Origin of the sequence: Leptothoe kymatousa TAU-MAC 1615, from assembly GCF_018739865.1 — a bacterium.
GTDB classification, from domain to species: domain Bacteria; phylum Cyanobacteriota; class Cyanobacteriia; order Phormidesmidales; family Phormidesmidaceae; genus Leptothoe; species Leptothoe kymatousa.
Genome location: NZ_JADOER010000015.1, coordinates 74,451 through 96,260 on the forward strand (window position 1 = coordinate 74,451; position 21,810 = coordinate 96,260).

Below are 21,810 nucleotides of genomic sequence, written 5' to 3' on the forward strand. Positions count from 1 at the left end.
TACGCAAACTTTTTCGAGCTAAAACAACTTTTTGAGTGTGACCATAAAACTCCTATATAAATAGGAATACTAATCATGAGCTGCGGTCAGCATTATCATTTTTGTCAATGTCATCAACAAATGATGCTTCTAGATAGCACAACGATATGACAACAGACATAAACGCATTGCTTCCATGTCACTCTCGATATCCCTTGATGAACCTTATCTCCTTCTTCAGATAGGGAGGGTAGTTTTCTATTGAGGTGTTGACTGACTACTTTTAAGTTTAGATTCTGCCTTATCAATCTTGACCAAGTCTTGTGAAGACACTCAGGCAAGAGGCGAGAGAACAACTCAAAGAAAATTCGAGATGATTGCAAAAAAGCTAAAATCTCACCTGATAGGTGAGTAAGGCAGCTAAAAAGAAAACCATCCAAGCTACCTATGTATTGCTTCTAAGTCATGAAGAAAATGAGATAAAAATCTTTTTCTTAAAAGACTATAGCCCAATGAAGGCAGTACCTTAACACACATCAAACTCAAAGGAGTAAATTATGGCTGAATTTGATCTAGAAAGAATACAGAGCACTCCTGTTTCCCAAAATGAAAATACTCTCAACAACTCCGAAAGTAGCGATATCTTCGAATTTGATGTTTATGGATACCGAAGCAACATCGGTCTTTATTTACATAATGTGAACGGTGGTGATGCTGATCTGAATCTTTATTACGACAGTAATAACAATGGCTTTTTAGATAGCAATGATGAGTTGGTTATCTCTTCAACCAATGGAGGTAATAGTTCAGAGACTATTGATTATGCAGCTCCAACAACGCAAGGGACTTATTTTGCTGAGGTATTTCTTTACAGCCTTAACTCTGGTTCCTCTGAGATCTCTTACGATCTCGATCTTTCTTTTATTTATAGTAATGAAGAGAGGGGATTAGGTCTAATTGATGAAACACCTGTTTCACTCAATAGATATTCTGTCAGTGAGGCATCTCCAACTGATGTATTTGAGTTTAGTGTCGACGGCACTCAAAATCTCAACCTGAGTCTGCATAATATTAGCTCTGGCGATGATGCAGATTTGTATCTCTATGAAGATACAAATAATAACGGCATCTTTGATAATGATGATGTGCAGATCCAGTATTCTTGGAATAGTGGCAATAGTGATGACAGCATTAGCTTACAAGCTGATAGTGGCACCTATTTTGCCCAAGTAAGGCGTTATGAGTATGACAGTCAGGGTTCAGTCTATTATGATCTAGATATTTCGACTACTGACAACGCTAGCAATTTGCTTGGAACTGATGTTGAGCTAGGCAACATCGACGACGATCTGGTTTTACAAGGAAATGTTGGAGACCTAAAGACAACTGTCACCTATGAGTTTTCATTGGGGGCCAATGAAGGAGTTAACCTTTTGTTAGAGGGGCTGAGTGATGATGCTGATATACGGGTAGTTCGCGACAACAATAACAATGGCATTGTTGACTCAGATGAAGTGCTAGGTATATCCCAAAATTGGAATAATGCTAATGAAGTAATCTCAGGCATTGAGCAGGCAGGTAACTACTTTATCCAGGTGTACCAGTATACGGGTAATACTTCATACAACCTAAATGTAGAACACTATAGTTTATAGTCTTCTATCCAGTCTTAAGGGATAATTCTAGGTTCATAAAAGTTCACGAGCCTAGAATTTTAGTTTCAGTGATATCGCTCTTCAACGACTTCAGCGAGATAAAAATTAGGATAGGAAGGGTGATTGGAGCGAGACTTATTTCTTCTGTTAGTGTTTTGGGCACTTACCTTTGCACTGTCTAGGGTTGAAAACTGGACAGTGTATTTTGTGTGTAATCATTAAAGATTTTAGGCTGATTTTAAGGACAAGATAAAGCAGCTAGCCACGATAAAAAAATTGGAATAATTGCAAAAAAGTTGAAATCTCTCCAGATAAGTAAATGTGGTGTTTGAAGCACCCAGGGCATAGCCCCGCCGAACATAACGAATGCCATAAGAGCCCCTATGATTTGGAGAGCCATGATTCTAAACTTTATCGAAAGCAGTGTAGGCGAAATAAGTAGTCATTTATCTTTATTAGATAAATGACTACTTAACCGATCGTTATAAGTGAGTTTCTTTATTGACACTCATAAGCTTCCACTTTGTACTGCCCCATAGGAAAAACGATGGTGTTATTTTCGTGCTACCTGCAAGTAAAGAAAAGCCAGCTATTTCAAATTGTAGGCTTATTTTCTTTGATGTTTGGTGGAATTCCTAGTAGTGTTAATGCTCTACCCATTGTTCCTGATACCTCTTTAGGAAGTGAGTCGTCTATCCTGACACCCGAGAACAGAAACTCGCGTTCTGTGGAAGGTGGTGCCATAAGAGGTGGTAACCTGTTTCATAGTTTTGCCGAGTTTAATATTAATCTTGGTCAACAGATTGAATTTTCTTCTGATTCTACTGTCGAATCTATTTTTACACGTGTCACGGGAGTTAACGACTCTCAGATATTAGGTGCATTAAGAGTTTCTGGAGATGCTAACTTCTTTTTAATTAATCCAAACGGTATCTTTTTTGGTCCTGACGCTGAACTTAAACTGGATGGTTCTTTTCTTGCAACAACAGCGGATAGTGTCGCATTTGGGGACTACTTTAACTTTAATACAATGTCTCAAAATGTTCCACCTGAGACATTGCTAACGATTCAACCCTCTGCGTTAATTTACAGTCGTCCTAGCTCAGGATCAATTGTTAGTGAGGCTCGCTTAAGAGTTGATAATGGTGAACAGTTGCAATTAGTAGGCGGCACTGTTGATATTAAGAAAAATACCGATGCTCGTCTCAATTCTTTGATTAGAGCTCGTGAGGGACTGATTGAGTTAGGAGGAGTATCAGAGCCCGGTCAAGTCGGATTATCCGCTGATGGCAATCTCTTATTTTCACAGAATGTTAATCGAGCAGCTATATCTATCTCCAATACGGAAGTAGATGCCAGACTGGATAATAGATTGAATGGTGATAGCTCTATTACTCAGGGTGGTGATATCAATCTTTATGGAGACACTATTAGCTTAGATGGCATTAAGTTGTTCTCTGGATTTCGAGAACGTCGTGGCACCTCTAGCAGCCAGGCAGGTGATATTACCTTTGATGCAACGGGAGATATCATCATGATTAGAAGCCTGATTGAGAATAATTTATCTAAATTTTCAGTGGGCGTAAGTGGTCAAATTAGTTTGATTGCTAGCGGTGATATTCACCTAGATCGAACACGGATCACGAGTGAACTTAGTGGTACTGGCGGTAGTAGGAATATTCTTGTTAGGGCCGGGGGAGACTTAGTCCTCGATACATCTAAAATACTCAATACTGTAAACCGACGGGGAAACGGTGATGCTGGTAATATCGATATCCAAGCTGTTTCGCTGTATATGGAAACCGATGACGGTACTCGAAAATCGGAGCAATCGCAGATTAGCACTGGGACTGAAGGTCAAGGTAATGGTGGTGATATCAGTATTGCGGTTGATCGAATCAATATGATTGGTCCAGGCATATCAGGTTCTAGTGGGATTACAGCAAATTCCAGTGAACAAGATACTAGCGGTAATGCAGGTAGTATTGTTATTACCGTTGATGGTCCCATCTTTATGACTCAACGTGGCAAAATTGAATCAGCTATACAACGTAGAGCCATAGGCAATGGCGGTAATATTGAAATCAATGCCCAATCTCTTACGCTAGAAGAAACTAGTTTTATTCAAGCTCAGAGTAGAAGCGGTGCTGACGGACTGCCTGGTAATATTACTCTCAATCTTGAAGGTGGTGACTTAGAGGTTTTAAGTGAAAGCTTTATTACGGCTTCTATTTCTAGTAACAATGCCGAGTCAAGTGGTAATTCTGAGAATTATGGCAATATTACAATTATTGCTGACGATATACTCTTGGGTAATCGGGGAGAGCTAGAGAACCGTAGCTTTATTGAAGTTTCCACATTTGGTAGCGTAGATGCAGGCCGTATCGATGTTACGGCTAACTCGATTGATATTGATCATATATACGTTTTCGAAGAAACATCTACTGAATCAAGTGGCTTCTTTAGTCGTAGTCGTCCAAATGCAGAGGGCGACGGTGGTGAGATAATTATAGATACAAAATCCCTCCGTTTAGCCGGGAACTCAGTGATCAATGCTGTTACAGAAGGCCGTTCCTCTGGAGGAGATCTGGATATTACAGCTGACCGCATTGAGCTAGTTGGTGGTGGACAAATTATTGCATCTACCTTTGGTGAAGGAGATGCTGGCAATGTAACTATTAACACCTTTGAACAAATACTTATCTCTGGGGAAGATCCCAGTTATGCATTACAAGTCGAAAAGGCAGAAAGGTTGGTAACAGAAGATACTGATATCCTTGATTTAAGGCAAGTGATTAATCGAGAGAGCCCAAGAGGCTTGATTACTACAGAGAATCCAGCACCTAGTGGTATTTTTGTGTCTTCACAGCCGGTTGAATTGAGTGGTGCTGATGATAGTTTGAGTGGTAATGCAGGTGAATTAAGTATTTCCACAGATATTTTACTGATTGAAGATGGTGGGCAAATATCTGCCAACACGTTCGGTTCTGGTAATGGTCTCACTTCAGAAATTAACGTGCGACGGTTATATATCCAAGATGGAGGTACTGTTGGAGCTGGCTCCCTGCTAATTCCTCAGGGTTCTTTGCTAGCTCCTAATATTGAGGCATCACAGTTAGGGGCTGGTGGAAACTTAATTATCAACGCTGTTGAAAAGATAGAAATCTCAGATACTGGTAGTCGACTCTTTACAAGTGCAGAGGGCAATGGGGCGGCGGGTAATATCCGTATCAATGAAACTGTTGATGGCAACCTTATTGTTGTCGTGCGTGATAAAGCAGAAATCAGTGCTCGTACGGAAAGTAGCACTGGTGGTAATATTGAGTTTAACAACCCTGATGCTGTATTACTTCGTAACGGAGGGCGCATTAATGTCGAATCTGGTGCCTCTCAATCCACTGTCAGAAGCGGTAATATTAACCTCAATATGCCGGATGGATTTGTAATTACTGTTCCTGAAGAAGACAGTGACATTATAGCCAGAGCAGTTACCGGCAATGGCGGAAACATTAATATTACCGCCCAGGGTATTTTCAACCTGGTGGAACGTCCTGCAGTTGACGGTAACGGTACCAATGACATCGATGCCAGTTCCCAATTTGGCCAAAGTGGTACCGTTCTCATCAACGATCCAGAACTGGACCCCACCGACGATCTTACCGAACTCCCTGTCGACACCACAGCACCGACCGTAGCCCAACGTTGCCTGGCCGATAGCCAAGGCCAAAGCGCCTTTGTCGTCACTGGACAGGGCGGTACTTCTCCCTCACCAGGTGATATCGTCCGCAACGAATCAGCAGGCCTAGTTGACCTGGGCAACACAATAGTAGGCAACAGTCCAGCCCCCTCGACCGTCAGCAATGCCGCACCTGAACCATCTGAACCTATCGTCGAAGCCCAAGGATGGCAACGTAACGAAACTGGCAACGTTGTACTGACCGCCCCACCAAACCATGCCTATGCCTCGGCTCAATACACAGCCGTTTGCTCGGTAGTCAGGAGGTAGTAACCATGTTGAAATCTTGCCGCCCCCTCACTGTCCTAGTCTGTTTCTTTCTTTCTTTTACCTTAACCATTAGTCCAATGGTGTTGCCACTGTCTATTGCTGTGGCAACAGATAGCCCCCTTGCCCAAACTAACTTAGAGCAAGGCAACCAACTTTACGGAACAGGCCAACTCGACGCTGCCATTGCTGCCTGGGAGCAAGTGGCCCAAAACCTAGCTGCTCAAGGCGATACCCTAAACCAAGCCAGTGCCTTAGCTAATTTAGCCTTGGCCTATCAACAGCTCAACAACTGGGAAAAGGCCCAGGCAGCCATTACCCAAAGTATCGACCTGTTAAGGGCGCTAGAATCCAGCATTTCGACTGAAACAGCCCAAATCTTTGGCCGCGTCTGGAATACCCAGGGCAATCTGGCACTAACGCGTTCTCAGCTCACCCAGGCGCTAGAATCTTTTGAAAAAGCCGAGGACTATTACGGTCAAGCTAAGGATAATAACGGTACTCTGCTCAGTCAAATTAACCAAGCTAAGACATTGCAATCCCTTGGGTTTTATCGTCGTGCTATTACCCTGCTAAATAAGACAGCCTTAAGCGATCAACCTGATTCCTTAACTAAAGCCACCGGACTCAAACTACTGGGAGACTTGCAAAGAGCTACAGGCGATTTAGAACCCGCTCAACAAACGTTAGAAATTGCCCTAACAACAGCGCAGTCTGTGAATGACGTAGAGACTATTGCTGATATTCAGTTGAGCTTAGGGCATATAGCCAAATCCCAAGAGCAATTTGTAGTAGCCCTAGAGGCTTATCAGCGTGCAGCAGCTACGGCACATACAGCTCAGCTAAGGCTGCAAGCCCAGGTTAGCCAATGGTCTCTTTTGATGCAAATGGGTGATGTAGCCCAAGCAGATAGGCTATATCAGCAGATTCGGACGGCGTTGGCATCGTTACCGGTTAATCGAACCACGGTGAATGCTTATTTAGAGCTGGCGCGCCAGCAGTTAGATCAATCTATTAATCTGGAGCAGGTAGGACAGGAACTTGCGATCGCACAGCAACAAGCCATTGACCTAAACGATGTCAGAGCTGAATCCTACGCCTTAGGATATCTGGGTGAACTGTATAGCCAACAACAACAATGGCAAAAAGCAAAAAAACAATTTAGCCAAGCCTTGGCCCTATTAGAACAGCTCAATGCACCGGACTTAGCTTATCAATGGCACTGGCATCTAGGGCAATTGCAACAACAAACAGGGCAAATCCGCCAGGCCAGCAACAGCTACGAACAAGCCGTCAATAACTTACAGGATCTGCGTAGCAACCTAATCGCCGTTGCACCCGATTTACGTTTTAACTTTCGAAAACAAGTGGAACCCGTTTATCGCGAATGGGTAGACCTTCTGCTTAAAGCCCCCCAAAGCTCGCCATCATTACAACAAAACCAGCTGAGCAAAGCCCGCCAAGCTATCGAAGCATTACAGCTAGCCGAATTAGAAAACTTTTTCCAAGAGCCCTGCGTTCCCATTAGTCAAAATATTGATCAAATTATCGACAACGCAACCTCACCTACCGCTGTTGTTTACCCCATTATCCTACCGGATCGGTTAGAAGTTATCATCAAGCTGCCACAGCAGCCGCTGCAACAATATACTGTCCCTGTTCCTGAGGATAAGCTCACATCCTTACTCAAGGATTTACAACGTGACTTGCTGCGCCCCTTTAAGATTAAAGATTTTAAGGCTGAATCAGCCCAGCTTTATGAGTGGTTAATTCAACCCATAGAGGCCACCTTAGGAACAAATCAAATCGACACCTTAGTATTTGTCTTAGACGGCTTTTTGCGGAATATTCCCATGGCCGCCTTATATGACGGACAACAGTACCTGGTTGAAAAGTACAGCGTTGCCCTTGCACCGGGCTTACAGCTGGTCGATCCTCAGCCATTACAACGAAAAGATTTAGCTGTGGTGATTGCGGGGCTGAGTAAAGCTCGCGATGATTTTTCTGAATTACCCTCCGTTGAAAAGGAAGTTGAGCAAGTGAAAGAGAACCTCCCAAGTCGTGTTCTCTTAAATGAAACATTTACAACGGAAAATTTAGAATCGGCCATCAATAGTACCCCCTTTCCCCTGGTCCATTTAGCTACCCATGGTCAATTTAGCTCCAACCCTGATGAAACATTTGTGTTGGCCTGGGATCAACGAATTGCCATGAATGCGTTGAACCGCTTGCTCCGGCAGGGGGAACAACTACGCCAAAATGCCATTGAGTTGCTGATTTTAAGTGCCTGTCAAACAGCGGCAGGTGATGAACGCGCAACCCTAGGTTTAGCAGGCATAGCGGTACAAGCAGGCGCTCGCAGCACCCTGGCATCTCTATGGAACCTAGACGACGAGTCGGGAGCCGTCTTTTCTGATCTTTTCTATCGGGAGTTAAAAAAATCGAATATTTCTAAAGCTCAAGCCCTTAGAAATACTCAACTAAGATTGCTAAGGGATTTCAAATACCCCAATCCGATCTATGCACATCCTCAATATTGGGCGCCTTATGTGCTGCTAGGCAATTGGTTGTAGGGGGGTAAACCAGGCCTTGCTGGATAAATCACTATGGCCGACTGCTATGAAAAGCCATAGTGTTGTTATGTTGCATCAATTGTCAATTTCGTTGCATTTTGTCGTAAATGTTGACTTCGCAATGGACTAAGCTGTGATTTTTGTCGGTTTATGCGATTAACGCATCAATTCTGGGCAAAACCTGGATAGGTGGCTAGTCTTTTTTAAAGGGATCGATCACTGTATGGAACAGTGAGTTAAAAAATAGATTCAGTATGCCGAGCAGCAAGCAAACTCTCATCGTTGTTGGCAATGGTATGGTCGGGCATCGGTTGCTTGAACTGATGGTCGCCAAGGGTGCCCTAGAGCATTGGAACCTGATTACATTTTGCGAAGAACCGCGAGTTGCCTACGATCGAGTCCATTTAAGTGAATACTTTGTCGATAAAACAGCCGCGGACCTGACGCTGGTAACCCCTGGGTTTTATCAAGACAATGGGATTCGGATTTATGTGGGCGATCGCATTGTTGAAATTGATCGAGGGCAGCAGCGGGTAAAATCGGCCAACGGTGTTGAAATTGCCTACGACCGGCTGGTATTGGCGACGGGCTCCTACCCATTTGTGCCGCCGATCAAGGGCAATGACGCCACGGGCACCTTTGTGTATCGTACCATTGAAGATTTGGACGCGATTAAGGCCTATGCCGCCCAGTCACAGGTGGGGGTTGTCGTAGGCGGTGGCTTGCTGGGGCTGGAATGTGCCAATGCCCTCAAGTCCCTGGGTTTAGAGACCCATGTGGTGGAGTTTGCCCCCCGCTTGATGCCGGTGCAGCTTGACGAGGCCGCCGGTGAGGTGCTGAAGGAGAAAATCGAAGCCCTCGAGGTGCAGGTGCACACCAGCAAAGCCACCACGGATATTGTCAGCGACGGGGGCAGGCTGGTCTCGATGCAGTTTGCCGACGAGACATCGCTCCAGACCGATATGATTGTCTTCTCGGCGGGCATTCGCCCCAGGGATGAGCTAGCGCGGGATTGCGGGCTGCAGCTGGGGGATCGGGGCGGTATTGTCATTGATGACGCCTGCCAAACCTCTGACCCGAATATCTATGCCATTGGAGAATGTGCCCTGTACCAAGGGCGTATCTTTGGTTTGGTGGCACCGGGCTATCACATGGCGGAGGTGGCCAGCGATCAGCTGTTAGAGGTGGCGGCAGCGCAACAGTTTGTCGGGGCGGATATGTCCACCAAGCTAAAGCTGCTGGGGGTGGATGTGGCCAGCTTTGGCGATAACTTTGCTAAAACAACTGGGGCAAAAGAACTAACGGTAGCCGACACGGTGGCTGGCACCTACAAAAAGCTGGTGGTAAACGCCGACGGCGATCGGTTGCTGGGGGGAATCTTGGTGGGGGATGCGGAGGCCTATGGCACCCTGCTACAGCTAATGCAGAACCAGATTGCCCTGCCGGACAATCCCCTCGGGCTGTTGTTGCCTGCGGGCGATGGCGCTGCGGCCCTCACCATGGACAACCTGCCCGATACGGCCCAGGTGTGTTCTTGTAACAATGTTACCAAGGGGCAGCTGTGTGAGGCGATCCAAGCAGACGGCATCACCGACTTGCCAACATTGAAAAAATGCACCACCGCAGGCACGGGCTGCGGTGGCTGTGTGCCCCTGGTCAAAGATATTCTCAAAACAGAATTGAAAAAGGCTGGGATCGAGGTCAAAAACCATATTTGCGAACATTTCCCCTATTCTCGCCAGGAGCTATATCATCTGTTGCGGGTGGGAGAGATTCGGTCTTTTGATGCGCTGTTGGCCCAATATGGCAGTGGCTATGGCTGTGAGGTTTGTAAGCCGACGGTGGCCTCTATGCTGGCCTCGTCCTGGAACGACTATGTGTTGAACACCCCCCACGTGGGTTTGCAAGATACGAACGATTCGTTCCTGGCCAATATTCAAAAGGATGGCACCTATTCTGTTATTCCCAGAATCCCAGGTGGGGAGATTACGCCAGAACGGTTAATTGTGTTGGGACAAATCGCCCAGGAATTTGATCTATATACCAAAATTACCGGTGGACAACGGGTGGTGCTATTTGGGGCACGGGTGGACCAGCTGCCGATTATTTGGCAGAAGCTAGTGGCCCATGGGTTTGAGTCGGGCCATGCCTATGGTAAGGCGCTGCGCACGGTGAAGTCCTGTGTGGGCAGTACCTGGTGCAGGTTTGGGGTGCAGGACTCCACCAGTTTGGCCATTGAGGTGGAACTGCGCTATCGGGGGCTGCGATCGCCCCACAAACTGAAGTCGGCGGTGTCTGGCTGTACGCGGGAATGTGCCGAGGCCCAGGGCAAAGACTTTGGCATTATTGCCACGGAAAATGGTTGGAATTTGTATGTGTGTGGCAACGGTGGCATGAAGCCCCAGCACGCGCTACTGCTGGCAACGGACCTGGATAAAGAGACTCTGATTAAATACCTTGACCGGTTCTTGGTGTTCTACATTCGCACCGCCGATAAGCTAGAGCGCACCTCCACTTGGTTTAACAAGCTGGAGGGGGGCCTGGACTACCTCAAACAGGTGATTATTGAAGATTCTTTGGGCATTGCCCATGAGTTAGAGGCCCAGATGCAGCACCATGTGGACACCTACCAGTGCGAGTGGAAAACCACCATTGAAACTCCGGAGAAGGTGCAGCGGTTTAATCACTTTGTGAATACGGATGCGGCCGATCCATCCCTGGCCTATGTGCAGGAGCGGGGGCAAAAGCGTCCGGCCACCGAGGCGGAACGGGTGGTGCTAAATCAGAGCCACGACGCGATGATTACCCCCGCCCAGTAGGCGACGGCTGGTTTAGAGAATTTTGAGCAAGTACTTTTGGGAGATTTTGAAACCGATGGAACGTTCCATGGTGCAGTCCACGACGACCGCTGATGTAAAAAATTGGATAACAATTTGCCCGCTGGATGCGATCGCACCCAACACAGGGGTTAATGCCCTGGTGGGTACACAACAGGTGGCCATATTTCGCATTGGTGCCACCGATGAAGTCTATGCCACCGGAAATTTTGACCCATTTAGTAAAGCCTTTGTGATGTCGCGGGGCATCCTGGGGGATCGCCAGGGGATATTAAAGGTGGCCTCCCCCATTTATAAGCAGAACTTTAACCTCAAAACCGGTGCCTGTTTAGATGATGCGACGGTAACCATTCCAGTGTATCCGGCCCGCGTTGTTGATGGCCAGGTGCAGGTGGGGACGAGCTGCCAGGTGAAACAGTAGGGCCAGACAGGGGGCAATAGATTGCATGGGGCAATAGATTGCAGGGGGCAATGGTTGTTCCGGTTTGCCAGCAATGGACTGCTCCCTGGGGGCAGTCCATTGTCGTGTTTGGCCGTCATCAAAGCCACGGAGCGGGGCCTTACCCATTTAATTTGTCACCACAACAATTCAGGCTTAGGTTGGGTGAGTAGGTGATCCTAATTAATTTTCAGATATCGAGGCCCCCTCTTCCCAATTCTGGGGGAGGCCAGACTCAAAGCCCCCAGAATTGGGGGGTTGGGGGCAGAACCCAAGCAGCTTAACAGCTTGTTTGTATCTTACAAAAGATTGAGTTCACCCACTTAGAACGAAGCAAAACCCAATGAAACCTGAATAAGGGGGGTGGGAGAGTTTGATCGGTGCCATCGCCCCAGCAGGGGCGTTTAAAGTGCAGTGAACTACGGACAATTGGAAATCTGGACTCTATTCACAAAGACTTGAAAAAGACTCTAAAAGAGAATTTAAAGATCGATGATGAAAATGGCGGTGGACATTGCAGTAGCAGGTTTTCCCCTACAATCGATTCCTGTTCTAAAGAAGATAGTAAAGTAACAATGAACACCCTTAACTTTCCTCGAGTAAGTGTTAGGTTGAATAAGGGGATTAAAAAATTGACGTCTTAACTATCGTTACGCAACAGTTAACGAGTCACAATATTAAACTGCAGTGGAGGCAACGGTTCTAGACAAGTTGCTCTACTGTATTGTGACGTTTTGTTTATATCAGAGCTATGATTCAAGTCAGTGGAACAATTATTTGCGCGGGTCAATCGACTGCTCCAGGTCGATATTAAATCGCTTGTCCGTACCGTTGAAGACCCCCAAGGCACCTTACTTCAGATGATTATGGAGATGTCTGAAGGAATAGAACAATTTCGACAAGAGATTGATATCCGTATTGCTAACCAGCAAACCTTGGAAGCCGAAGACAATTTGCAACACCATACCCATAAAATAGGCGTGCTCAGATCTGCCCTACTCAGACTAGATACTAAGCTCACTGAAGCGAAATGGCTTCTGTCTAACTTGGAAGGGGACGCCTAGGCGCTCACGTTTGCCCCCACCCCACCCCAAAAAAGTGCCTGGATACCAGGGTTTCGGGCACCCCGCCGCATCTCCCCAGGGGGTATTTGTTATCCCGTTTGACTCAAGGAAAATCAAGATAGGGCATCTCCGACCACAGCCCGATCAAATTACAGCCCAATTAAAAAGAAGGCTGCCCAGTCGCGGGGTTCAGGATGGGCGGCCCGGGTCGTTAACATCGCCTGCCGCAGGGCAACGGCTTTGTCTGGCTCGGTTTGGAGCTGTTGGTAAAATTCCGTCATTAGCAGTGCCGTGGCTTCGTCGGGTACCGCCCACAGGGAGGCCACCAGGTTGTTGGCCCCGGCGGCTAAAAAAGATCGCGATAGCCCCACTACGCCATCCCCCGTAATGCGCCCGCGCCCAGTATTGCAGGCGCTCAAGACCACTAGATCTGCCTTCAGATTTAGCTGCATCACTTCCTGGGCCGTTAGCAACCCGTCATCCAAGGAATTTTGCGCACTCACGGGGGTGAGGGCAATGGCACTGCTTAGTCCCTGGCGTTCATCCAATAATCCATGGGTGGCCAGGTGAATAATATCGGCATCGGCCAGGCGATCGCGCACGGTGGATTCGGTGGCGGCTGCCCCCAGTAGGGGATTGGCATTGAGCAGGGGGGCGATCGCAACGGCTTCGGCCTCTGCCCCCGGCAAGGGCGTTAGGGGCATGGGCGGCCCACCGGGCCTAAAGGGCACCGAGGGCATGTGCGGGTTGCCCACAATGACGGCGGCCTGGTTACGGTCAATGCCAACGACCAAGGATTGTCCTGAGCGGTTTTGCGATCGCTGCTGCAACACATTCAGCGTTTGCATCGAAGGCGCCGTCACCAGGGTGTGGTTTTCAATCAAATACTGGCCGTCCGCACTTTGCAAGGCGGGAAATGGCACCAAAAACAATTCCCGATGGGGCACCACCATCACCTTTTCATCCGCAGAGTCCGGCAAATACTGGGCAATGGGCTCAATCAACAACCCATGGAGCCGCCGTAGATCGCCCTCGTCCCCAACGGTTTGGGCCAATGGCGTGCCACTGCCCCAAGCATTAAATCCCCGTACCCCCAAATTTGCCTGACTCGCCTGTAGCAGGGTTTTTAGGGCAATTGACTGCTGGGCCAAATCCACCTGTTCAAAATGTACGGTGCCCTGGGGGCGGATCACCCACATAAATAGGGTTTTATCCTCAAATCGACTGCGCCCCAGGGACGGCTGGCGAATAATGGAATATTGCACCAGGGTGGTGCCCTGGTTTTTTGCCAGGGCCTGCATCTGGCCAATGCTCACATGGTCTAGCACCACCGGGGCACTGGTTTCCAACGATTGGTCGGCCAACAGCTCCGCAAAGGCTCTGGCCCGCCCCCGTTCTGCAACTTCCAGGGCCGCCGCCACCTTGTTTTGCTCAATTAAAACCTGTTGCAGCTGATCGTAAAGATAGGACTGGGTCTCGAACAGGGAAACCTTATTCACATCCTGGAGACCGGGCTGCAGCGATTCAAATTTCTCCAATGCCTGGTATAGGGTCTGTTCGGCTTGGCCGTAATCTGCTTGGCTGCGTTCAATATCAGACAGGCCGCTGAGGGCCGTGATTTGCCCCACTTCATCAGAGTTGTTTCTGGCCCAGCCATAGGCATCGGTGTAATACTCTCGGGCGGTTTCGTAGTCCTGGCGCACCAGGTATAGCTGCCCCAAATGACTCAGGGTGCGACTATATTCCGGCCCCACATACTTGTCCCGATAGCCCAGGGCTTCCGTAAAGGTGTTCAAGGCTTTGTTCACCTGTCCCTGTTCGGCGTATAGCTCCCCCAAACTGTTCAAAATACTGGCTAGCTCGTGCCACTGGGCCAGGGAAATGGCCATGTCTTTCGCTTCTAAATAAGCATCCAGCGCCTGGTCATAGGTTTGCCGCTGTAAATAAACATGGCCTAGGCCATTGAGATAGCGGGGAACACCCCGCCAATAGCCCACGGACTTGGCGGCGGCTAAGGCCTCACCATAGGCGGTTTCTGCCTGGTCGTAGTCCCCCAGGGTGTAGTGGATGTTGCCCATTTCCCCCAGGGCCCGAGCCCGATCCACCCGGTCGTTCCCCTGGGATAGGGCGACCTGCAACCGGGTGAGGGCGCGGCTGTACTGCCCGGTGTGGCGATAGATTTCCCCCAGGGCCAGGTTGACCCGATTTCGCGCCCTAAAATTGGGCAGCAGCCCCGGCTGTACCTGCCGCAGTCGCTGCCAGCTGCGGGTAATGGCTCCCTGTTCTAGCCAGATCAGCGACTGCATCAGAAATACTCGATTGCGCTGGCGCACGACGGAGTGGGGCAGCGATAGTTGTTCTGCTTTATTTAAGATGTTTTGGGCGCGGTTGTAGTCACCCAGGCGATAGTGGGCAAAACTGAGCTCAACCAGGCTATTGTGTTCGCCGATGGCATCGCCCCCCCGGCCATAGAGTGTCGCCGCTGTTTCTAGGGAGCGAATGGCCGCCTGGCTATTGCCCAACTGCAAAAATGACTGGCCGTGGCGATAGTGCGCTTGGGCCTCGGCGGTGGGCGGTACCTGGGGGATGGCGGGGGCGGCATTGGCGGACCAGGTGCCCAGGAATAACCCCATGCTCAACATCCAGCTAAATGTGCGAAACCCGGCCATAAACGCCCAACTCTGTGACAATACGATTTTTGCGGTCAATACATGTCACCCCAGGGAGCCGTAATATGGCAGCCCACCTATTTCTACAACTGTAAACGGCCTATTTAGGGAAAATCCTTGGGTGTAGATGACGCTGTTCCCCATGGGCCAACAAAAATTAGGCAAAACTCAAAGCCCCCAACCTTAAGAGGTTGGGGGCCCTACATAACCTTTAGCTTAGGGAAAAAACCGCCTAAACCTTAGCATCCTCCTTCACCAATTTATCCCAGCCCAGTTCCTTCAAATTACTATTCCGTCGCAACGGACGAGTTACCAATTCCAAAATATCCCGTGTGTTACCAAACCCATGAATCTGGGCAAAGGTAAACTCCACGGACCACTTCGTATTAATTCCCCTAGCCTCTAAAGGATTTGCGTGGGCCATGCCCGTAATGACTAGATCTGGCTCAATCTCTAGAATGCGCTGGATTTGATTGTAATTGTCGGGCTTTTCTGTGATTTTTGGCTTGGGTACGCCCATTTCTTCGCAGGTGCGCTCTAGGAACTGTAGTTCAGCCCCCTGGAACCGCTTATCCATATAGGGAATACCAATTTCTGGTACCGTCATGCCGCAACGGATCAAGAAGCGGGCCATGGCAATCTCCAATAGGTTGTCCCCCATGAAGTAAACGGACTTGCCCCGGATCAGGCTGACGTAATCTTCAACGGATTCCCAAATCTTGGCTTCCCGTTCGTCTAAGCCTTTGGGTTCAATATCCAAGACGGAGCAGATTTTCTCAACCCAGGCCCGGGTACCGTCGGGACCAATGGGGAAGGGGGCTCCGATAACTTTTGCCTTTTTCCGGCGCATGAGGGTAGATGCGGTCCGTGACAAGAAAGGATTCACGCCAGAGGCAAAGTACCCTTCTTTGATTACCGGTAGATCGGTGTAGCGATTTTCCGGTAGCCAGCCCGACACCTTAACCCCTTGTTTTTTGAGTTCTAAATTTAGCTGGGTAACCACGGGATTGGGTACCGAGCCAAACAGGATTAGGGGCGTATGGTCGTAGTATTCATCGGCTGCTGGGGCCTCATCGGGGGCCGCAGCTTCGGTTTTGCGACCGAGGGATAGGAGTTTGCCGATGCCGTTACGCTCTTGCTTTTCGGGTTCAACGGCGGGTGTCGCAGGCTCCTCGGTGGGGCAGCGCTGGGCCATGGCCGCGAGCACCGTGTCTTCACCCTGGGTAAAGGCGTAGTCTAGGCCGTTGGCGCGGGCGACGACGATGGGAATGCCGATTTCTCCCTCTAGCTTGGGCGCAATGCCTTCTAGGTCGGTTTTGATGATTTCGGTGGTGCAGGTGCCAATCCAAACAATGACGCTGGGGTTGCGATCGCGCTTAATCTGCAAACATAGGCGCTTTAGTTCCTCATAGTCATTGAGTTTGGCAGAAATATCACCTTCTTCCAGCTCAGCCATAGCGTAGCGCGGCTCAGCAAAAATCATTACACCCATGGCATTTTGCAAAAAATAGCCACAGGTCTTGGTGCCAATTACCAAAAAGAAACTATCTTCAATCTTTTGGTAGAGCCATGCCACACAGCTAATGGGGCAAAACGTATGATAATTGCCCGTGTCGCAATCAAACTCAAGGGCTGAAGTATTGGCAGTTGTTGTCATCGTGATTAAAGTCCTTGGAACAGTATCGACACTTGCTGAAAGAGTCTGTTAAGGGGGATGATCTCTTTAGCGATTGTTATGCTCCGGAAAATAATCGATGGGTAGGCTATCTATAGACCCTCTAACCCTTCTAGCAGAGGTGTATCCTCCCCAGAAGACGCGTCCAGGGTAGGACCTAACTCACTCTTACCATCCAATACCATTTCAGGGTCGAAATTTAGTCCTAAGACCTCGATCAGTGCATCCTCATCAGAGTTGAGTTTATAAAACGGCACCATTAGATTCGATAGCTTAGGCTCTATGGCATTAATCACACCTAAAATCAGTAGCGAAGATGGTCTACGGCCGCCATCAGGGGTCCTGACGGAGACGTTATTCATCTGTAGCTCTAACCAGGCACGATTGTCTTGCACATAGTTCAACCACTTATCGCGGATAGATGTGGTGAAATTCTCAAAAAAGGCCATATCTTGAGACTGTTACAAAAACTAACTAGGCACGCAGCAATTTAGCACCTCAGCGTCAGAATGGCCAGCCTTTTGAGAAAGTTAAAACAAATAGATAGCTAATACCCATCGGGTTAACCGGGAAATCGTTGACCCAAGCTGGGTCAAATCGATGGGTTAAACCATCATCAGATCCATTTCATTTTGCTGAGCGGGCACTTCTTCCGGTGGATTTAGATAGAAGTCGGACAGCAGGGCAAACAGCTCGCGATCCGCCGCATCCTTAGGCACTACACCTTCTGGCTGGGCGATCAGCTGGTCGGCAATATTCAGATAGTACTGACACACCGGCTCTAGGGAGGGATCGGTCTCAGCCATCTCAAACATGGTCTTGCCCTTTACCCGCGAGACGCGAATGTCTTCGATCAGGGGCAAAATTTCTAGCACCGGCATGGGCACCGCTTCAATGTACTTATCAATCAGGTCTCGCTTCGAGGTGCGATTACCAATCAGACCCGCCAGCTTCAAGGGGTGGGTACGGGCTTTTTCCCGCACCGATGCAGCAATGCGGTTTGCCGCAAACAACGCATCAAAGCCGTTGTCCGTAACGATCATGCAATAGTCGGAATAGTTTAGCGGCGCGGCGAACCCACCACAAACCACGTCGCCCAGCACATCAAACAAAATGACATCGTATTCATCGAAGGCATTCAGCTCTTTGAGCAGCTTCACGGTTTCACCTACTACATAGCCACCGCAGCCTGCCCCCGCCGGAGGGCCACCCGCTTCAACGCAGCTAACACCACCATAGCCCTTGTAGATCACATCTTCGGGCCAAATGTTTTCGTAGTGATAGTCCCGTTCCTGTAGGGTATCGATAATCGTCGGAATCAGAAAACCTGTCAGGGTAAAGGTGCTGTCATGCTTGGGATCACAGCCAATTTGCAACACTTTCTTCCCGCGTTTAGCGAGGGCGACGGAGATATTACAGCTAGTAGTGGACTTACCAATACCGCCTTTGCCATAGACCGAGAGTTTCACGCTCGTTGTCTCCTAATTAGGTGGGTGGTCGCAAGGACCTGATCTGTGGAGCCATTGTGAGCAATAAATAGAAAATTGAATAGCGTATAGAAAATGAAAATACTGCGTAAATTCGATCCTAATTATCTAAAGGGTATATTTTCATTCCCTAAACCCTGAATATCCCTAAAAAAAGCTATTTGAGTATTAAAAATAGATTTGCCTATCTTAAAATCGGTATATCAGATCAAAAAGCAAATTTTTTCAGGCTTTCCGTATCAATTAGGAAAAGGGTTTCGCCATGGCCTTCCCCCTTCCCCCCTTGGATCTTGACCATGCTTGCATTGGATGACCGGGGGCGGCGGCGTAGCTTTTTACAGCTGCCTTTGGTTTGACCAATGTTCTGTAGTTTGGCGGCAAGACCCAGGGTGATTGACTTTCGAAAAAGTAAATCAGATAGCCCATGCTCAGCATCTTGTTAAGAATGTTTTCTTTGGTGATATATAAAACAAAATGATAAGCCTTTGTTTTTGTTCTTTAAGTTTCAAGGCTTTTTATGGGGGCTGCGGTCTTTGTGGAGAATTTCGGTTCGGCCCCAGTCAGTCGTTATTGGCTTGGGATGATGTGTTGCTGGGGCTAGGTGCCAAAGCGGGTCCATGGGGCCATGGCACTGCTTTGGCTTTGCTGGCTGATCGAAGCCAGCGGCACTGCCACTGCTGAAAGATGACCCGTAGGCGTTCCCTGGGCGGAGTCGAAGGGAACGCCTCAACTATTCCATGGGTGCTACCCACATAGGCTTACAGATCGTCGTGATTCGTCACGGCTTTTTGCCTGCAACAAACGATTGAGGCCGTTAATCACCGCCAAAATGGACGCCGTTGTAATGTTGTTGTGGATGCCCACCCCGTAGTATTGATGGTCCGTTGCCACATCCGAGACCGCCACCATGGCGATGGCGTCGGCACCGCTGCCCGCATTCAGGGCCCGCTCCTCATAGTTGGCAATTTCAATGGCAAACCCACCCTGGCCCAGCGCCGTTACCAGGGCATCAATGGGGCCGTTCCCCGAAGCTTGGAAATGGTGCTGTTTTTCAGTGTCCTGGAGCCACAGCTGCAGCAGATTATGGTCCCCCGTTGTTTCCAAATGGTGGGATTCGTAGACCAGTGGCCCCGAGGCTGGGCCGTAGGTTTGTTGAAACAGTTGCCAGATAGCTGCGGCTGTCACTTCCTGCCCCGTGCTATCCATCACCCGCTGCACCACCTGGCTAAATTCCACCTGCAGCCGTTTTGGCAACACCACGCCAAAATCGCGCTCCAGTAAGAAGGCGATGCCGCCCTTCCCCGACTGGCTGTTCACCCGCACAATGGCCTCATAGGAACGACCCACATCCGCTGGGTCCATAGGCAAATAGGGAATCTCCCAAATATCCTGGGGCTGCCTTTGGGCAAAGCCTTTTTTGATGGCATCCTGGTGGGAGCCGGAAAATGCTGTGAACACCAGTTCGCCAATATAGGGATGGCGGGGATGGATGGGGAGCTGGGTGCAATGTTTCACCACCTCCGCCACCTGATCAATTTGGGAGAAATCTAAGCCAGGATGAATCCCTTGGGTATAGAGATTCATCGCCAGGGTAACCAAATCCACATTGCCCGTGCGTTCTCCATTGCCAAACAGACAGCCCTCCACCCGGTCGGCCCCGGCCATTTGGGCCAGTTCTGCGGCGGCCACACTACAGCCGCGATCGTTGTGGGGGTGCACACTCAGGGCCACCGCATGGCGATAGGCTAAATGGCGGTGCATCCACTCCACCTGGTCGGCAAAGATATTGGGGGTGGCCACCTCCACACTGGCGGGCAAATTAATCACAGCCTTGGCATCCGGTGTGGGCTGCCACACGGCCAAAACCGCGTTGCAAATATCTCGGGCAAAGGGTAGCTCGGTGGAGGTGAACACCTCAGGGGAATATTGAAAGCGCCAGGCTGTTTCGGGGTGTTGGTCCGCTAGCTGTCGGATCAGCGTAGCGGCGGCAACTGCTAGTTCAATGGTTTCGGTTTTGTTCTTGCCAAATACCACCCGACGAAAGACAGGGGCCGTGGCGTTATAAACATGGACAATGGCTTGTTTGGCTCCCTGTAAGGATTCAAAGGTGCGATGGATAAGAGTTTCCCGAGCCTGGGTGAGCGCCTGGATAGTCACATCGTTAGGGATATGGTCCTCTTCAATTAGCCGTCGTACAAATTCAAATTCTGTTGCGGAGGCGGAGGGAAATCCCACCTCGATTTCTTTGAAGCCGATTTGCACCAACAGTTTAAAGAATCTCAACTTTTGGTCGATGGACATGGGCTGGGCTAGGGCCTGGTTGCCATCGCGCAGGTCGGTGCTGAGCCATACGGGGGGCTGGGTGATGGTGTGGTTGGGCCAGGTGCGATCGCGTAAATCAATGGGCTGAACGGGACGGTATTTTTGAGCAGGAGTTTGCAACATGATGTGATTGGGAAGACAGGACAATCTGAATCCAACACTTCGGGAGCGTGGAATTGGGTATGGGCAGGCTGAAGGTAAACAGAAAAAATTGTTGTCGCCCCGGCTCTATCCGTGGCTGACGAACAACTTGCCTGTGGGCCAACGCTGAATGCTGTTAGTTTTCAAGCTTGCTTAGAAAGCATGCCTAACAAGCGCCACAGGCGATTTGAGCCTTTTCAACAAGTCTGCCGATATATTGATTTGGGTAAATTGATGTTGGGTAAAATCTAATGAGTATGCGCCAGGCGCAGCAGCAGCAGACCCAGCCCTTTGGGGCTAGTCTGACTGTGTAGCGATAGCTGCTGGTTGGCGTTCATGACAGGGGAGATTTATGAAAATACTCGATGAGGCAATGCTAGCGTACGGACTTTGAAAGCGTCAACCATGGCTGATGTTTTTTCTTGTTTGTATCAGTTTTTTGCTTGTGCTAGGATTACTGACCCTAGCAACGCCCATAGTCAAGCCCATGTTGTTACGGACTTGTTCTGGACGATTGGCATGTTCAGCAAGAACACCCACTATTGCAAGAGATTCATATTGTGTTCCGATGGATTAAACCCATCAGGAAAGAGAGTTGGGCAGGTGGAGGTCCCACTTGGTAACAATAAATGGTTTTCGCAGATCTCTTTGGAGGTGTTGGTATCTGTATAGGTCGCGGCCTCTAGATCAGCCCCGCTGAGATTGGCCCCGCTGAGATTGGCTCCGCTGATGTCGGCCCCGCTGAGGTCGGCCCCGCTGAGGTCGGCACGCGCTAAATTGGTATCGGTCAAATCCCCACCCGACATGTAGGTTTTGGACAGGTCGATATCAGGCATAAACGCAGCATTTAGATCAATAACAGATTGCCGACGGAATCGACGTAGGCGTTCACTGACTGGAGTTTAGACAAATATTGTTTCAAAGTTCACAGGAGAGAGTTCTCAACCGATTGACAGGATTGAGCGA

General features: G+C 49.0%; 12 protein-coding genes. 6 read left to right on the forward strand and 6 right to left on the reverse strand.

The genetic code is table 11. The features are described from left to right. The first annotated feature begins 536 nt into the window (after positions 1-536). From IXB28_RS15700 to IXB28_RS15725, 6 genes are all read left to right on the forward strand, one after another. Positions 537-1,634, forward strand: a complete 1,098-nt coding sequence (locus tag IXB28_RS15700) for a pre-peptidase C-terminal domain-containing protein (RefSeq protein WP_215619555.1) — start codon at positions 537-539, stop codon at positions 1,632-1,634. A 547-nt stretch (positions 1,635-2,181) separates the two neighbouring features. Next, on the forward strand, positions 2,182-5,640 hold the full coding sequence (locus tag IXB28_RS15705; RefSeq protein ID WP_215619556.1) for a two-partner secretion domain-containing protein: 3,459 nt from the start codon (positions 2,182-2,184) through the stop codon (positions 5,638-5,640). A 5-nt stretch (positions 5,641-5,645) separates the two neighbouring features. Further along, positions 5,646-8,210, forward strand: coding sequence for a CHAT domain-containing protein (locus tag IXB28_RS15710; RefSeq protein ID WP_215619557.1), 2,565 nt, complete (start codon positions 5,646-5,648; stop codon positions 8,208-8,210). 254 nt (positions 8,211-8,464) lie between these two features. Next, complete coding sequence (nirB, locus tag IXB28_RS15715; protein ID WP_215619558.1) at positions 8,465-11,029, forward strand: nitrite reductase large subunit NirB; 2,565 nt, start codon at positions 8,465-8,467, stop codon at positions 11,027-11,029. A gap of 67 nt (positions 11,030-11,096) precedes the next feature. Continuing rightward, positions 11,097-11,468: a nitrite reductase small subunit NirD gene (gene nirD / locus IXB28_RS15720; RefSeq protein ID WP_215619569.1), complete on the forward strand. Its 372-nt coding sequence runs from the start codon at positions 11,097-11,099 to the stop codon at positions 11,466-11,468. Between the two features lie 782 nt (positions 11,469-12,250). Continuing rightward, positions 12,251-12,550, forward strand: a complete 300-nt coding sequence (locus tag IXB28_RS15725; RefSeq protein WP_215619559.1) for a hypothetical protein — start codon at positions 12,251-12,253, stop codon at positions 12,548-12,550. A 149-nt stretch (positions 12,551-12,699) separates the two neighbouring features. Here IXB28_RS15725 and IXB28_RS15730 read toward each other — a convergent pair whose 3' ends face one another. From IXB28_RS15730 to IXB28_RS15755, 6 genes are all read right to left on the reverse strand, one after another. Beyond that, entirely contained in the window at positions 12,700-15,258 is a 2,559-nt protein-coding gene (locus IXB28_RS15730) for a CHAT domain-containing protein (protein ID WP_215619560.1), read from the reverse strand. Between the two features lie 193 nt (positions 15,259-15,451). Next, the gene (locus IXB28_RS15735; protein WP_215619561.1) at positions 15,452-16,876 is read right to left on the reverse strand and encodes a ferredoxin:protochlorophyllide reductase (ATP-dependent) subunit N; all 1,425 of its coding nucleotides are present in this window, start codon (positions 16,874-16,876) and stop codon (positions 15,452-15,454) included. Positions 16,877-16,986: 110 nt separating this feature from the next. Next, positions 16,987-17,343, reverse strand: coding sequence for a DUF5331 domain-containing protein (locus IXB28_RS15740; protein WP_215619562.1), 357 nt, complete (start codon positions 17,341-17,343; stop codon positions 16,987-16,989). Between the two features lie 156 nt (positions 17,344-17,499). Beyond that, positions 17,500-18,363 carry a ferredoxin:protochlorophyllide reductase (ATP-dependent) iron-sulfur ATP-binding protein gene (bchL, locus tag IXB28_RS15745; protein ID WP_215619563.1) on the reverse strand — a complete coding sequence of 288 codons (864 nt, stop codon included), beginning with the start codon at positions 18,361-18,363 and terminating at the stop codon, positions 17,500-17,502. A gap of 762 nt (positions 18,364-19,125) precedes the next feature. Continuing rightward, positions 19,126-20,826: a 2-isopropylmalate synthase gene (leuA, locus tag IXB28_RS15750; RefSeq protein ID WP_215619564.1), complete on the reverse strand. Its 1,701-nt coding sequence runs from the start codon at positions 20,824-20,826 to the stop codon at positions 19,126-19,128. 557 nt (positions 20,827-21,383) lie between these two features. Then, positions 21,384-21,680 carry a pentapeptide repeat-containing protein gene (locus tag IXB28_RS15755; protein WP_215619565.1) on the reverse strand — a complete coding sequence of 99 codons (297 nt, stop codon included), beginning with the start codon at positions 21,678-21,680 and terminating at the stop codon, positions 21,384-21,386. Between the last annotated feature and the right edge of the window lie 130 nt (positions 21,681-21,810).

Coding starts and splice junctions, on each gene's coding strand:
- IXB28_RS15700 (WP_215619555.1), top strand. CDS start 537: ATGGCTGAATTTGATCTAGAAAGAATACAGAGCACTCCTGTTTCCCAA.
- IXB28_RS15705 (WP_215619556.1), top strand. CDS start 2,182: ATGGTGTTATTTTCGTGCTACCTGCAAGTAAAGAAAAGCCAGCTATTT.
- IXB28_RS15710 (WP_215619557.1), top strand. CDS start 5,646: ATGTTGAAATCTTGCCGCCCCCTCACTGTCCTAGTCTGTTTCTTTCTT.
- nirB (WP_215619558.1), top strand. CDS start 8,465: ATGCCGAGCAGCAAGCAAACTCTCATCGTTGTTGGCAATGGTATGGTC.
- nirD (WP_215619569.1), top strand. CDS start 11,097: ATGGTGCAGTCCACGACGACCGCTGATGTAAAAAATTGGATAACAATT.
- IXB28_RS15735 (WP_215619561.1), bottom strand. CDS start 16,876: ATGACAACAACTGCCAATACTTCAGCCCTTGAGTTTGATTGCGACACG.
- IXB28_RS15740 (WP_215619562.1), bottom strand. CDS start 17,343: ATGGCCTTTTTTGAGAATTTCACCACATCTATCCGCGATAAGTGGTTG.
- leuA (WP_215619564.1), bottom strand. CDS start 20,826: ATGTTGCAAACTCCTGCTCAAAAATACCGTCCCGTTCAGCCCATTGAT.
- IXB28_RS15755 (WP_215619565.1), bottom strand. CDS start 21,680: ATGCCTGATATCGACCTGTCCAAAACCTACATGTCGGGTGGGGATTTG.